The following is a 12,827-nucleotide window of genomic DNA, read 5'->3' on the forward strand; positions in this document are numbered from 1 at the left end:
CGCGGCCGTCCGGCGCGTAGCATCGGAGGTTCGCATCGGGGAGGGGCCCGGAGAGGGGGGCGTGTGGCCGATCGTGCGGTCCGTCGGGGTGCGCTGCGGCGCGGGGCGGTGGCGCTGGCCGTCTGGTGGCTGTGGATGCCGCTGGTCGCGGTGCTGGTGTGGCTGGTCAAGCACCTGGTGTTCGGCGGGTTCGGGCAGCAGGACCAGAGCTATGTGCTGCTGCTCCAGCAGGAGTTGTTCCCGCACGGCTCCGTGCTCGACGCGACGCCGCTGTTCTGGGTCTGGGTCGCGGTCGGGCTGTGCGGCACGGTCGGCGCGTTCGGGTACGTGGCGCAGGAGTCCGGCGCGGGGTTCGGCGGGTGGCGGGTGCGCCTGACGCTGACGCTGACGGTGCTGGCCGTGGTCGGCTCGCTGGTGCGGGTCGGCACCGGGCTGTGGGACGACGACAAGGACGCGGGCCGCTACTACGCGGCGGCGACCGTGCTCGACATCCCCGCCGGCGGGGCGGGCACACCGCGTTCGGTGCTGCCCGTGACCGAGCACACCCGTGCCGGCGACGGCCGCCGCTGCGACCTGGTGGGCACCGCGGACGTACCGGCCTGCGTCAAGACCGAACCGATGCCGGACTTCGACTTCGAGGCCCGCACCGCCTCCTACGCGGCGGCCACCAAGGCGCTCACCGACAGCGCGGGCCTCACCTCCGGGGTCCACCTGATGGGGCACAGCCTGCACTACCTGCCCGACGCCTCGCAGGGCGGCGGGGTGTGGACGGCCGTCCTGGACGGCTCCGGCGAGCAGCCGATGGAGGGCGTCGCGGTCTGGGACGGCCGCTCGAACTCCGTGGCCACCTGCGCGTTCCGCGGCGACCACGCGTTCGGCCGGGCCTTCTCCGGATCCGGGGCCGTCAGCCTGCGCAACCTGCTCTCCGAACGGTTCCCCGACCTCGTCTACAGCGACCAGGACATCTGGGGCTACTGCGACGGCGCCGACCCCCGCACCGCCCGGCCGGTGGTGGTGATCTCGGTGGCCCGGCAGACCGGCTGGCGCCAGCGCACCGTCCTGGAGCCGGCCGGGGTCCTGGTCCTGCGCGGCTCGCCGGACGGACGCCCGGACACCACCTACCGGGCGGAGGTGGAACCGGGCGCACTGCCCGGCGCGGTGTACCCGGCCTCGGTGGTCCGGGCGCAGATCCACGAGGTCCAGTGGCTCGGCGGCCGCGGCGCCAAGGACGACCGCGGCTTCGGCTACGCCCACACCTCGGCGGCCACGAACGCGGGCAACCCGGGCGAGTTCCTGCTGCGCTCCAAGGAGGACGGCCACCTGTACTACGTGACGCCGCTGGTGCCGCGGGAGAGCTCCTCGCAACTGGTGGTGGCGTTCGCCGTCCTCCAGGCCGACCGGACCGGCGGCGGCCTCAACGACCTGCACGTGTACGTGCGCGGCGACGACAGCCCGTCGGTGAACCTGGACGTGCTGGCCAGCCGGATGGTGTCGTACATGGCGCAGCGGACCGCGATCACCATCAGCGCAGGGCCGGGCGGCGCGCTGCAGGAGATCGTCCCCTTCGGCCGGGACATGTGGCGCGGCTTCGTCGACTTCAACGGGCAGACCCAGGACTACATCGACCTGTCGGGCGACGCCACGGTGACGCCCAACCTGGTGTCGCTGAACGGGGACATCACGGCGCCGGGCGGCGGACAGCCCGCCCCCGCCACCCCTGCGCCCACCACGCCGACCGCACAGCCGACGGGCCCGCCGCCGACCGCACCGGCGGGCGGGTGCGGCGGCGACCCGGCGCAGCTGTCGACCGGACAGCTCGCGGCCTGCGTCGCGGACCTGTCCAAGGCGCTCCAGGGCCGCGTCCAGGATCCGCCGCCCGCCAAGCCCTGACCGGCCGGGTCACCTCGGCCACCCCGGCCGCCCGCCGTCCCCGCGTCAGGACGGCGTGGCGGCCCGCTCGGACTCGCTGCGCAGGACGCAGAACTCGTTGCCCTCGGGGTCGGCGAGGACCGCCCAGCCCGAACCGTCGGGATTCCGCAGGTCGTTGAGCAGGGTGGCACCCAGGGCGAGCAGCCGGTCGACCTCCTGGTCGCGGGAGTCCTCGGGGCGCAGGCAGAGGTGGATCCGGTTCTTGACCGTCTTGCCCTCCGGCACCTGGTTGAAGTACAGCACCGGGCCCTCCGTCAGCTGCACCTCCGTCGCCCGGGAGCCGGGCCGGTCCTCCGGGTGCAGCGGACGACCGGTCACCTTGCTCCAGAACAGGGCCAGCTCATAGGCGTCCGTACAGTCGATCGCCACGTTCTGCAATACCGAGACCATGGGCGTGAGTCTTCCCGATCTTCGTGCCGAACGCCAACGGCCTGCGGACGGCCCGGTCGGCCGTGCGACCCGGTCAGGGGCGGAGTTGGAGGGCCAGCGCCATCGTGTAGCCGACCAGCAGGCCGAAGAGGCAGACCGCCGTCACGTACCGGGGGGTGAACGGCAGTCCGGCCAGGGCCGGGTAGAGCAGGACGGCTCCGCCCGCCGCGAGGTCGGCGGCGTACAGGCCGCCCGGTGGGGTGATGCCGGTGCTGCGGGCGGCCCAGCCGGTGGCGATCAGGAAGCCGGTGAGCAGGGTGAAGCCGGAGAGGAGCCCGGAACCGATGCTGGCGAGGGTGGCGTGCGGTTCGGGTGGGGGCTCGTCCTCGGGGGAGTGCGGGCGCAGCCGGTGGGCGACGGCGAGGGCCCCGGTGGCCAGGAGGGCGGCGGCGACGGCGGCGATCAGCGGTCCGGGGTTCAACGGCGGCTCCTGAGGGGCGCGCGGTGGTGGCCGACGACCGCGGCGAGCGCGGCCGGCAGCAGGACGGTGAGGACGACGACGGTGGCCCAGACGGAGGGCGCGATGGCCGGCACGGTGGGCCCGCCGGGTCCGTCGGGCGGCGGCGCGGCGACGGCCGAGGTCGTCGTGGTGGTCGCACTGGCCGTCGGTGTGGGAGCCGGTTCGGCGGGGCGGGCGGCCTCCGGGGCGGGGCTCGCCGTGGTGGGCGCTGCGGCCGGGCGGGAGACGGTCGGCCGCGCCCCCTCGTGGGCCGACGTCGGGCTCGGTGTCGGAGGTGGCGCGGGGGCCGTCGCGGTCGGCTCCCGATGCGGCGGTGCGGAGTGCGAGGGCGAGGGGTGGACGGGAGACGGGGACGGGGGAGCCGGAGAGGTGGAGGCGCAGTCGGTCGGCGGCGGTTGCGGCCGGGGCGGCGGCGCCGGCGGATGGACGTGCGGCGGCCGGGGCGGCAGCGGGACCGGGATCGGCAGTACCGGGATCGGCAGTACCGGGATCAACGGGAACGGGAGCGGCGGGAACGGCGGCGGGTGCGGACCCGCGACATGGTCCATCCCCAGATGATCCGGCCGCGGGCGCCACCGCCGCCGCGTGCTGCGCCGCAAACCCCCGTCCCCGGTGAACACCCGCCCCCGGGAAGGGAACGCACGTGCCCAGACGGCCCGTGCGTTCGATGGCGAGCGGAGCGGTCAGACGACCGAGAGGACGATCTTGCCGGTGGTGCGGCCCTGCTCGCCGAGCTCATGGGCCCTGGCGGCCTGGGACAGGGGCAGGACCGTCTCCACGACGGGCCGCAGGGCGCCGCGGTCGGCCAGGGCGGCGATCTCGCGCAGGCCGAGGTGGTCCGGCTCGACCAGGACCCAGAGGGCGCGCACCCCGGCGGGGGCGGCGGGGACGTCGTCCGGTCCGGGCAGGGTGATCAGGCGGCCGCCGGGCCGGAGGACCCGCAGGGAGCGTTCGGCCGTCTCGCCGCCGAGGCCGTCCAGGACCACGTCGACGTCGGCGACGGCGTCCTCGAACCGGACGCTCCGGTAGTCGATCACCTCGTCGGCGCCGAGTTCGCGCAGCAGGTCGTGCTTGCCGGCGCTGGCGGTGCCGATGACGTACGCGCCGCGGGCCTTGGCGATCTGCACCGCGAGGTGGCCGACGCCGCCGGCGGCCGCGTGCACCAGGACGCGCTCGCCGGGGCGCAGGTCCGCCGTGTCGACCAGGGCCTGCCAGGCGGTGAGCGCGGCCAGGGGCAGCGCCGCGGCCTCGACGTGGGTCAGGCGGGCGGGCTTGGGGGCGAGGTGGCGGGCCGGTGCCACCACGTACTCGGCGTAGCCGCCCGCCTGGCGCGGGAACAGCGGCATCCCGAAGACCTCGTCGCCGGGGCGGAACAGGCCGACGCCGGGTCCGACGGCCTCGACCGTGCCGGAGACGTCCCAGCCGACCGCCGGTACGTCGCCCCACTCGATGAGGGCGCCGCCGGCCCGGGTCTTCCAGTCGACCGGGTTCACACCGGCCGCGTGCACCCGCACCAGGACCTCGTTGAGCCCCGGCTCGGGGCGCTCGACCTCGCGCTCGACCAGGTTCTCCGGCCCGCCCCACTGCTCCACGACCACTGCTCGCATGCTGTCCTGCCTCGTTCTTCGTCGTTCTTCGCGGTTCTTCGTCGCGTTCCGTGCGCCGCCCGGGGTGGCCCGGGCGGCTCGGCGACGTGGTCAACGATCCGGGACCCCGGCCCTTCGCGGTGTTGGCCGTCCGGCCACTATGTGACAGGATCTGGCCATGGGAGCGGCAGGGACGAAGCAGGCGAAGCGGACCGGGCGGTCGCCGTGGACGGGGCGGGCGGACGGGGCGCACCCCCGGCGCCACCGGATCGCGGTGCTCGCGCTGCCCGGTGTGCCGCCCTTCGAGCTCGGCATCCCCTCCCGGGTCTTCGGCAGTGCGCTGGACGCCGGGGGCCGCCCGCTCTACGAGGTGGTGGTCTGCACCGCCGATGGCGCCCCCGTCCTCAGCGACGCCGGCTTCACCGTGCAGCCGGCGGCCGGTCCCGAGGCGCTGGCCACGGCGGACACCGTGATCGTCCCGCCCACGCACGCCATGCCCGAGCTGGCCGAGGGCGGGCCGCTGCCCGCCGAGGTCGAGGCGGCCATCGCCGGCATCCGGCCCGGCACCCGGCTGGTGTCCATCTGCTCCGGCTCCTACGTGCTCGCCGCGGCCGGGCTGCTCGACGGCCGGCCGGCCACCACGCACTGGAACCTGGCCCCGGAGTTCCGCCGGGCCTACCCCGCGGTCAAGCTCGACGAGGAGGTCCTGTTCGTCGACGACGGCGACGTGCTGACCTCCGCCGGGGTGGCCGCCGGCGTCGACCTCTGCCTGCACGTGATCCGCCGGGACCACGGCGCGGCGGTCGCCAACCGGACCGCCCGGATGTGCGTCGTGCCGCCCTGGCGGGACGGCGGGCAGGCCCAGTACATCGACCGTCCGGTCCCCGAGCCGACGGTCGCCAGCACCACGGCCACCCGCGCCTGGGCCCTGGAGCACCTCGGCGAGGAGCTGCCGCTCACCCGGCTCGCCGAGCACGCCCGGATGAGCCTGCGCTCGTTCACCCGGCGCTTCCGGGACGAGGCGGGGATGACCCCGGTGCAGTGGCTCACCGCGCAACGCCTCGAACTGGCCAAGCAGTTGCTGGAGACCACGGACCTGTCGATCGACCTGGTCGCCCACCGGGCCGGTTTCGGCTCCGCGAACTCGCTGCGCGCGCACATGAGGACGGCCTTCGGGGTCTCCCCGGCGGCCTACCGGCGCACCTTCAGCCCGCACGAGCCCGCCGCGGTCCCGGCCGCAGCGGGATGACGGACCGTCAGCACCCCTCGTCCGCCCCGGAGAGGTCCTCGGACAGCATCCCGGTGCGTACCCGCTGCACGTAGCGGTCCACCAGGTGGCGCAGCACGCTGACGGTGGCGGCGACGTCCGCGGCCGGGACGCTGTCCAGCGCGTCGGCCAGTCCGATGAGGTTGGCCTGTTTCAGTCGGTCGAGCACCGCCCGTCCCTCGCCGGTGAGTTCGACCTGGCGGGCCCGCCGGTCGGTGGCGTCCTGGGCGCGCTCCACCAGTTTCTGGCCCTGGAGGCGGTCGATCTGCCGGGTGACGTGGGAGGGCTTGACCATCAGCCGGTCGGCCAGGTCGCCGACCCGGCTGGCGCCCTCGGCCTCGGCGAGCGCGCGCAGCAGGTAGACGTCCGAGCGGGCGGCGGTGATGCCGGCCCGGGCCATCTGGCGCTCGTGGTGCTGTGAACGTGTCAGGAGATAGGCCAGTGTCGCCAGGACGTCTTCCAGGTCCGAGGCGGTGGTCCGCTCGTCGAGGGGGTCTTCGGGCTCCGGCATGGGGGGAACTGTAGCGAGCCGGTACGGGTGTCGGCGGTGGCGGTGACATCTGACCGGATTTCGGACAGATTCGTTCGCCCTCGGACGGGCCCTTTCGTCGCGACGGAACGCGAGTTAGCGTGACGGTGAGTTAGTTGCTTAGGGCACGTAATGGCCCCGGTCCCCCACCGGCAACCCCGCTCCTAGAAGGGAGCCCCCTGATGGCCACGGCCGCACAGACCCCGCGCTTCACCCACCCCGCCGCCCGCGGTGCCTGCCCGTTCGCCCCGCCGCCCGTCTACCGGCAGGCGCAGCAGGACGAACCGATCAGCCGCGTCTCCCTGTGGGACGGCGCCCCCAGCTGGCTGGTCACCCGCCACGAGGACGTCAAGGCCGTCCTGTCCGACCCCCGCTTCAGCTCCGACTCCGCCCGCCCCGGCTTCCCCTTCATCAGCGCCGGCGCCCGGCAGCTGAGCGCCGGCCGGCCCACCTTCATCCGGATGGACGACCCCGAGCACGCCCGGCTGCGCCGGATGCTCACCGGCGAGTTCATGATCAAGAAGGTCGAGGCGCTGCGCCCCGAGATCCAGCGCATCGCCGACGACCTGCTCGACCGGATGACCACCGGACGCACCGGCGCCGACCTGGTCCGCGAGTTCGCCCTGCCGCTGCCCTCCCTGGTCATCTGCCTGCTGCTCGGCGTCCCCTACCGGGACCACGACTTCTTCCAGGAGTGCAGCCGCGTCCTGCTGCACCGCGACTCCACGGCCGAGGAGGTCGCCGCCGCGCAGCAGCGGCTCGGCGACTACCTGTGCGCGCTCACCGACTCCAAGCGCGCCGAACCCGACGACGGCATCCTCAGCCGCCTGGTGGCCCGCGGCGAGCTGGACACCGCGGAGATCGGCGTGATGGCCCGGCTGCTGCTGGTGGCCGGGCACGAGACCACCGCGAACATGACCGCGATGTCCGTGCTGGCCCTGCTGCGCAACCCCGACCAGCTCGACCACCTGCGCCGCCACCCGGAGTCCGTCACCGGCGCGGTCGAGGAACTGCTGCGCTACCTCACCATCGTGCACTCCGGCCTGACCCGGGTCGCCACCGAGGACGTCGAGCTCGGCGGCGTGCGGATCCGGGCCGGTGAGGGCGTCATCTGCATGATCAACACCGCCAACCGCGACGCCGCGGAGTTCCCGGACGGCGACGAACTCGACGTGACCCGCGACGCCCGCCGCCACCTGGCCTTCGGCTTCGGCGTCCACCAGTGCCTCGGCCAGCCGCTCGCCCGGCTGGAGCTCCAGATCGCCCTCGACACCGTGCTGCGCCGACTGCCCGGGCTGCGGCTGGCCGTCCCGTTCGAGGAGGTCCGCTTCCGTAACGAGATGCTCGTCTACGGCGTCCACGAGCTGCCGATCGCCTGGTGAGCCGGGGTGGGCGCCGACGCCGTCGACGCCCACCACCGGTCAGCCCCACCACCGTTCACCCCAAGCACCGTTCACCCCCACCCGGGGCCGGCCCGACCGGCCCCGACCCGAAGGGAACACCATGCTCGTCCACATCGACCAGGACAAGTGCTGCGGAGCCGGACACTGCGTCGTCGCCGCCCCCGAGGTCTTCGACCAGCGCGACGAGGACGGCATCGTCCTGCTGCTCGACGCCCGGCCGCCCGCCGACCTCCACCAGGCCGTCCAGGACGCCGCCGCCGTCTGCCCGGCCGCCGCGATCCGCCTGGATCTCGCGTGACCGCTCCCCGGCGGATCGCCGTCGTCGGGGCCGGCGCGGCCGGACTGCACACCGCCGAAGCGCTGCGCCGGGCCGGCTACGACGGCCGGCTCACCCTCGTCGGGGACGAGGAGGAGCCGCCGTACGACCGGCCGCCGCTGTCCAAGCACCTGCTCTCCGGGCAGTGGCAGCCCGACCGCCTCACCCTCCGGGACCCCCGGGCGCTGGACGAGCTGCGGCTCGACCTGCGCCTGGGGGTGCGGGCCCGGCGCCTGGACCGCCGGGCCCGCACCGTGCACCTCGCCGACGGCCGCGAGGTGCCCTGCGACGCCGTCGTCATCGCCACCGGGGTCCGCCCCCGCCGGCTGCCCGGCGCTGGCACCCCGGGCGACGGCACCCCGCCGGCCGGCGCCCACGTGCTGCGCACCCTCGCCGACGCCCTCGCCCTGCGCGCGGACCTGTGCGAGGGCCCGCGCGCCGGCGGCCGGCTGCTGGTGGTCGGCGGCGGACTGCTCGGCGCCGAGGCGGCCGCCACCGCCGTCGGAATCGGCGCCGAGGTCACCTGGCTGGTCTCCACCGACACCCCGCTGGCCGCCGTCCTCGGCACCGAGACCGCCGCCCTGCTCACCGGCCTGCACCGCGGACACGGCGTCCGGATCCACCGGGGCACGGCCACCGGGCTCCTCAGCCGCGGCGGCCGCGCCACCGGCGTCCGGCTCGCCGACGGCACCGACCTCGCGGCCGACACCGTCCTGACGGCCATCGGCTCCGAACCCGCCACCGAGTGGCTCGCCGACAGCGGCCTGGGCCTGGACGGCGGCGTGGTCTGCGACGCCCGCTGCGCCGCCGGCCCCGGCGTCTGGGCGGCGGGCGACGCCGCCTGCTGGCCCGACCCGCGCACCGGCCGCCACCGGCGCCTCGAACAGCGCACCAACGCCACCGAACAGGCCCTGCACGTCGCCCGGAACCTGCTGGCCGGGCCGGACGGGACGACGGAGGTCTACACGCCGGTGCCGTACCTGTGGACCGACCAGTACGGGCTGCGGGTCCAGGCCTTCGGCTCCCCGGGCGCCGCCGACCGGTTCGAGCCGGTCGACGGCAGCCCGGAGGAGCACCGCTTCGCGGCCGCCTGCGTGCGCGACGGACGGGTCGTCGGAGCGGTGGGCATCGCCTCGGCCCGGGCCCTGCGCGGGCTGCGCGCCCAGGTCGCGGCGCACGCGCCCTGGCCGCCCGAGCCGGCCTGAGCCGCCCCGGCCCGCCTTGCCGCCCGGGTGGTGAGGCGGGTCAGCCGCGCTGCACGGTGAGCCGGTCCACCGCCGTGCCGTCCTCGGTGAGGGAGCGCACCTCCATCCGGGCCGGCTTGCCCGCGGCGGCGGGCGTCACGTCGACCGCCACCAGGCAGTACCCGGTGTAACGGACCCTGGACCAGGTGACCTTGACGGTCTGCTCGTGGCCGCTCCGGTCGGAGACCACCATGGGCACGGGCTTGTCGTTCCCGGTTTCGTGCCCGAGGTAGGTGTCGGAGGCCGGGAACTTGTAGAGCCCGCCGCCACCGCCGCCCGCGACGACGTACGTGGTGCCGTCCTTCGCGGGGTCGACGGTGTCGCCGGAGCCGGCCTTGCGGGTGGCCTTGCCGGCCCGGATCGGGTCGGTCCGCTCGTAGACGTGGTTGTGGCCGCTGAGCACCAGGTCCACCTGGTACTTGTCGAACAGCGGGGCCCAGTCCTGCTGGGCGCCGAGCTCGGCGCCGTTGTCGTGGCAGGTGGAGTACGTGCACTGGTGCAGGTAGACGACGATGAAGTCGATGCCGGTGTCGGCCCGGAGCGCGGCGAGCCGGCTCTCCAGCCACTTCCGCTGCTTGCCCTTGGTGTGGTCGAGGTTGGCCGGGGTGTTGAAGCAGACGTCGTTGCCGTCCAGGCTGATCAGGCCGACGTTCTGGTAGCGCCAGGAGTAGATGCCGGTGGACTGGGCCCAGGCGTTGTCGGGCATCGTGAACCGGGCGCGTACGCCGCCGTAGCCGTCCGCGCCGTACCAGGGCTCCATCTCGTGGTTGCCGACCGCCACCATCCACGGGGTCCGGGCGGCGACGGGTTCGTTCTGCACGAAGAAGGAGTCCCACAGGCGGGCGTCGTACGCGTCGTCGGTCTTGCCGCTGCCGCCGGCGTTGGCGTACGACAGGTCGCCCATGTGGAGGTGGAAGGCCGGGTCGAGGCCGGCGATCATGGTGCCGGTGGCGGCCGCGTTGTAGCCGATGCCCTGGTCGCCGAAGGCCGTGAAGGTGAAGCCGGCGCCGCGCCCGGGGGCGGGTGCGGTGCGGAAGCTCGCCACGTCGCCGAGCCGGGCGCCCTGGCCCGCGGGGTCGTGGCCCTGGTGGCCGACGACGTAGTAGTAGGTGGTGTCCGGGATCAGCTGGTCCACCTGCGCGTGCAGGTAGTACTGGGTGACGGTGGTCGGCCTGACCAGGGGCTGGTCCTCGACCGGGTGCTGCCAGGACAGCTTGCTGACCAGGGTGCGCACCTCGGCGGCGATCGGCTCGCCGAACTCGCCGGGCCGCGGGCCGATCCGGACGAAGGGGGCGGTCACCGCGTCCGGCACCTGCCAGGAGACGACGACCTGCCGGGACGGGTCGGCCCCGTAGGCGAGGTGCCGGCCGAAGGGGCGCAGCGCGGACCCGGCGGTCCGCTCGCTCCGGGGCGAGGGGACGGGCGAGGGGACGGTCGGGGGGAGGGGTGAGGGGGTGGCCGGGGCGGCGAGGGCGGCGCCGGGCAGCAGGAGGCCGCCGGCGGCGAGGGCGGCGCCGCCCGTCGCGCCGGCTCGGAGGAGGTCGCGTCGGGAGTGCCGTGGTGTCTCGGACATGACAGTAAGTTAGGAAACTTCCCTAACTTTTGGCAAGGGGCGGGAGCCGTCGAATTCGGTTGCCGGGCGCGCCAGTTGGGAGGAGGCCGGATCCCGCGGGCGGTGAGCCCGGTGCGGGCGGCCGGAGCCCCGGTCGCCCGTCCGGCGCAGCAGGGCGCGCGGGCCGGGCGGCGGGCTGCGATCTTCGGAGGACGCCCGGCCGCGCCGCCCGACCGCCGGGCCCCCGACCCGAGACCGTGGAGGCCAGCATGTGGCAGGCTCCCCCCGCCCCTGCCGACGGCCGCGAGTGGCTCCCGGTGCTGGACATGCCGGCGCCCGGCCCGCAGAACCGCTGGACGGTCCTGCTGCGCGCCCTGCTGCTGATCCCCCAGTTCGTGGTGGTGTGGGTGCTGTCGGTGGTGGCGTTCCTCGTCACCGTGATCGGCTGGTTCGGCGCGCTGGTCCTCGGCCGGCTGCCCGGCTTCGTGGCGGACTACCTCACCGCGTTCCTCCCCTACGACACCCGCGTCACCGCGTACCTGATGCTCACCGTCGACCGCTACCCGCCGTTCCGGTTCCGGGCGCCGGAACACCCCGTGCAGGTCGGGCTGCGGCCGGGCGAACTGAACCGGCTCGCCGTCCTGTTCCGCATCGTCCTGGTCATCCCGGCCTCGATCGTGCAGGGCGTGGTGTACGCGGGGTGGTGGACGGTGTCGTTCATCAGCTGGCTCGTGGTGCTGGTCCTCGGCCGGATGCCGCAGCCGCTGTACGAGACGACGACCGCGATCCTGCGCTACCGGATGCGCTACACCGCCTACCTGGTGATGCTCTCCTCCGCCTACCCCAAGCGGCTCTTCGGCGACGATCCGGGCAGCGAGCCGGACGGCCCGGCGTCGGCCACCCGCCCGCTCGTCCTCAGCGGCGGCGGGCGCCTGCTGCTCGTGGTGTTCATCCTCCTCGGGCTGATCTCCTCGGTGACGAGCTCGGTCACCACCACGGTGGACTCCGACGACGACAACGACGACGTCACCAACCCGACCCAGCACGTCCTCGCGCCCCTCGTCCCGGGCCCCGCCGACCACGGTCGCCGGTAGGGCGCCGGTAGGGCGTCGCCACCGCCCGGGCCCGCGGAGCGGCCGTGATCACCGTTTCGTTTCGCCCGGCTGTGCGATCACATAAGCTGCTTGAAAGGCGACGCGATGCGCGCGGTGCGCCGAGGGGTCGATGGCGCGGGGGCCGATGACACAGCGAGGGGAAGCCGCTCTCCCGGGGGCCGGCGCCGGCGGGACGGCGCGGTCCCGGGCCGATGGCAGCTGGGACTCGGCGCTGGCACCGGGGGAGTTCGCGGCGGTCAAGGGCGCCGGGTTCGATCCGGTCGGCCAGGTCCTCGGCACGGCCGTCTTCCAGCTCGGGTACACCGGCCTCTGGGGCTGCCCCGGCGCGTGGTCGGCCCCCGGCGGCGTGAAGGCGCCGGCCTCCAGGTGGGAGTCCTCCTACGCGCAGCTGGTGAACACGCTCTACACGGCGCGCAGGCTGGCGCTCGCCCGGGCGGTCGACGAATGCCGCGCGCTCGGCGGCGACGGGATCGTCGGGGTGACGCTGCGGGCCGAGGAGTTCCCCGCGGGGGGAGTGGAGTTCACCGCGCGGGGCACCGCCGTCCGGGCCCGCTCCCGGACCCGGCCGCGGGTGCCCTTCACCTCGCACCTGGGCGGTCAGGACTTCGCCAAGCTCCTCCACGGCGGCTGGGTGCCCACCGGGCTCGCCTTCGGCATCTCCATCGCCACCCGGCACGACGACTGGCGCACCGTCCGCCGGGTCCGCTGGACCGCCCCGAACCAGGAGGTCGACGGCTACACCCAGCTGATCGGCCACGCCCGCCACGACGCCCGGAACCGGCTGGCCCTCGACGCGGCGAAGAACGGCGGCGACGGGGTGGTCGTGGACGAGGCGGAGCTGACGGTGACCGAGACCGAGTGCCCCTCGTTCGGGTCCTCCCGCGACCTCGCCGCCGAAGCCGTCCTCGTCGGCACCTCCATCGCCCGGTACGCCCGCTCCGGGCGGCCCGCCGGGCCCGCACCACTGACCATCATGAGACTGGAGCGCGAGCACTGA

The 12,827-nt window shown here is 74.9% G+C and carries 12 protein-coding genes; 7 read left to right on the forward strand and 5 right to left on the reverse strand.

The annotated features are described in order from the left end of the window. Positions 1-63 precede the first annotated feature (63 nt). Complete coding sequence (locus IE332_RS22920; RefSeq protein WP_189919558.1) at positions 64-1,890, forward strand: hypothetical protein; 1,827 nt, start codon at positions 64-66, stop codon at positions 1,888-1,890. Positions 1,891-1,935: 45 nt separating this feature from the next. Here the strand turns inward: IE332_RS22920 and IE332_RS22925 are convergent, their stop codons facing one another. From IE332_RS22925 to IE332_RS22935, 3 genes are all read right to left on the reverse strand, one after another. After that, on the reverse strand, positions 1,936-2,319 hold the full coding sequence (locus IE332_RS22925; protein WP_189919560.1) for a VOC family protein: 384 nt from the start codon (positions 2,317-2,319) through the stop codon (positions 1,936-1,938). Between the two features lie 73 nt (positions 2,320-2,392). Then, positions 2,393-2,779 (reverse strand): hypothetical protein, encoded by a 387-nt coding sequence (locus tag IE332_RS22930; protein WP_189919562.1) that lies wholly within the window; start codon positions 2,777-2,779, stop codon positions 2,393-2,395. A gap of 722 nt (positions 2,780-3,501) precedes the next feature. Beyond that, complete coding sequence (locus IE332_RS22935; RefSeq protein WP_189919564.1) at positions 3,502-4,425, reverse strand: NADP-dependent oxidoreductase; 924 nt, start codon at positions 4,423-4,425, stop codon at positions 3,502-3,504. 157 nt (positions 4,426-4,582) lie between these two features. On the opposite strand from IE332_RS22935, the gene IE332_RS22940 reads away from it, so the two are divergent. Next, entirely contained in the window at positions 4,583-5,653 is a 1,071-nt protein-coding gene (locus tag IE332_RS22940; RefSeq protein WP_229928836.1) for a GlxA family transcriptional regulator, read from the forward strand. A gap of 7 nt (positions 5,654-5,660) precedes the next feature. On the opposite strand, the gene IE332_RS22945 is transcribed toward IE332_RS22940, so the two are convergent. Next, positions 5,661-6,182, reverse strand: coding sequence for a MarR family winged helix-turn-helix transcriptional regulator (locus IE332_RS22945; protein ID WP_189919566.1), 522 nt, complete (start codon positions 6,180-6,182; stop codon positions 5,661-5,663). A gap of 200 nt (positions 6,183-6,382) precedes the next feature. Between IE332_RS22945 and IE332_RS22950 the strand changes: the two genes are divergently transcribed. The 3 genes from IE332_RS22950 to IE332_RS22960 all read left to right on the forward strand — a co-directional run bounded on the left by IE332_RS22950 (position 6,383) and on the right by IE332_RS22960 (position 9,124). Beyond that, entirely contained in the window at positions 6,383-7,582 is a 1,200-nt protein-coding gene (locus IE332_RS22950; RefSeq protein ID WP_189919568.1) for a cytochrome P450, read from the forward strand. 121 nt (positions 7,583-7,703) lie between these two features. Then, on the forward strand, positions 7,704-7,901 hold the full coding sequence (locus IE332_RS22955) for a ferredoxin (RefSeq protein WP_189919570.1): 198 nt from the start codon (positions 7,704-7,706) through the stop codon (positions 7,899-7,901). Beyond that, positions 7,898-9,124, forward strand: a complete 1,227-nt coding sequence (locus IE332_RS22960; RefSeq protein ID WP_229928837.1) for an NAD(P)/FAD-dependent oxidoreductase — start codon at positions 7,898-7,900, stop codon at positions 9,122-9,124. The genes IE332_RS22955 and IE332_RS22960 overlap by 4 nt, the downstream gene beginning before the upstream one ends. Before the next feature lie 40 nt (positions 9,125-9,164). Here IE332_RS22960 and IE332_RS22965 read toward each other — a convergent pair whose 3' ends face one another. Then, positions 9,165-10,736 carry a purple acid phosphatase family protein gene (locus tag IE332_RS22965; protein WP_189919572.1) on the reverse strand — a complete coding sequence of 524 codons (1,572 nt, stop codon included), beginning with the start codon at positions 10,734-10,736 and terminating at the stop codon, positions 9,165-9,167. Positions 10,737-10,984: 248 nt separating this feature from the next. Between IE332_RS22965 and IE332_RS22970 the strand changes: the two genes are divergently transcribed. Together IE332_RS22970 and IE332_RS22975 are read left to right on the forward strand one after the other, a co-directional pair. Then, the gene (locus tag IE332_RS22970) at positions 10,985-11,809 is read left to right on the forward strand and encodes a DUF4389 domain-containing protein (RefSeq protein ID WP_189919574.1); all 825 of its coding nucleotides are present in this window, start codon (positions 10,985-10,987) and stop codon (positions 11,807-11,809) included. 145 nt (positions 11,810-11,954) lie between these two features. Further along, positions 11,955-12,827 carry a heavy metal-binding domain-containing protein gene (locus IE332_RS22975; RefSeq protein WP_189919575.1) on the forward strand — a complete coding sequence of 291 codons (873 nt, stop codon included), beginning with the start codon at positions 11,955-11,957 and terminating at the stop codon, positions 12,825-12,827.

The sequence above is a fragment of the Kitasatospora xanthocidica genome (genome assembly GCF_014656195.1).
GTDB classification, from domain to species: domain Bacteria; phylum Actinomycetota; class Actinomycetes; order Streptomycetales; family Streptomycetaceae; genus Kitasatospora; species Kitasatospora xanthocidica.

What these genes read in the sequence shown, in the direction of transcription:
- IE332_RS22925 (WP_189919560.1), bottom strand. Translation starts at nt 2,319, where the DNA reads ATGGTCTCGGTATTGCAGAACGTGGCGATCGACTGTACGGACGCCTAT.
- IE332_RS22935 (WP_189919564.1), bottom strand. Translation starts at nt 4,425, where the DNA reads ATGCGAGCAGTGGTCGTGGAGCAGTGGGGCGGGCCGGAGAACCTGGTC.
- IE332_RS22940 (WP_229928836.1), top strand. Translation starts at nt 4,583, where the DNA reads ATGGGAGCGGCAGGGACGAAGCAGGCGAAGCGGACCGGGCGGTCGCCG.
- IE332_RS22945 (WP_189919566.1), bottom strand. Translation starts at nt 6,182, where the DNA reads ATGCCGGAGCCCGAAGACCCCCTCGACGAGCGGACCACCGCCTCGGAC.
- IE332_RS22950 (WP_189919568.1), top strand. Translation starts at nt 6,383, where the DNA reads ATGGCCACGGCCGCACAGACCCCGCGCTTCACCCACCCCGCCGCCCGC.
- IE332_RS22955 (WP_189919570.1), top strand. Translation starts at nt 7,704, where the DNA reads ATGCTCGTCCACATCGACCAGGACAAGTGCTGCGGAGCCGGACACTGC.
- IE332_RS22965 (WP_189919572.1), bottom strand. Translation starts at nt 10,736, where the DNA reads ATGTCCGAGACACCACGGCACTCCCGACGCGACCTCCTCCGAGCCGGC.
- IE332_RS22970 (WP_189919574.1), top strand. Translation starts at nt 10,985, where the DNA reads ATGTGGCAGGCTCCCCCCGCCCCTGCCGACGGCCGCGAGTGGCTCCCG.
- IE332_RS22975 (WP_189919575.1), top strand. Translation starts at nt 11,955, where the DNA reads ATGACACAGCGAGGGGAAGCCGCTCTCCCGGGGGCCGGCGCCGGCGGG.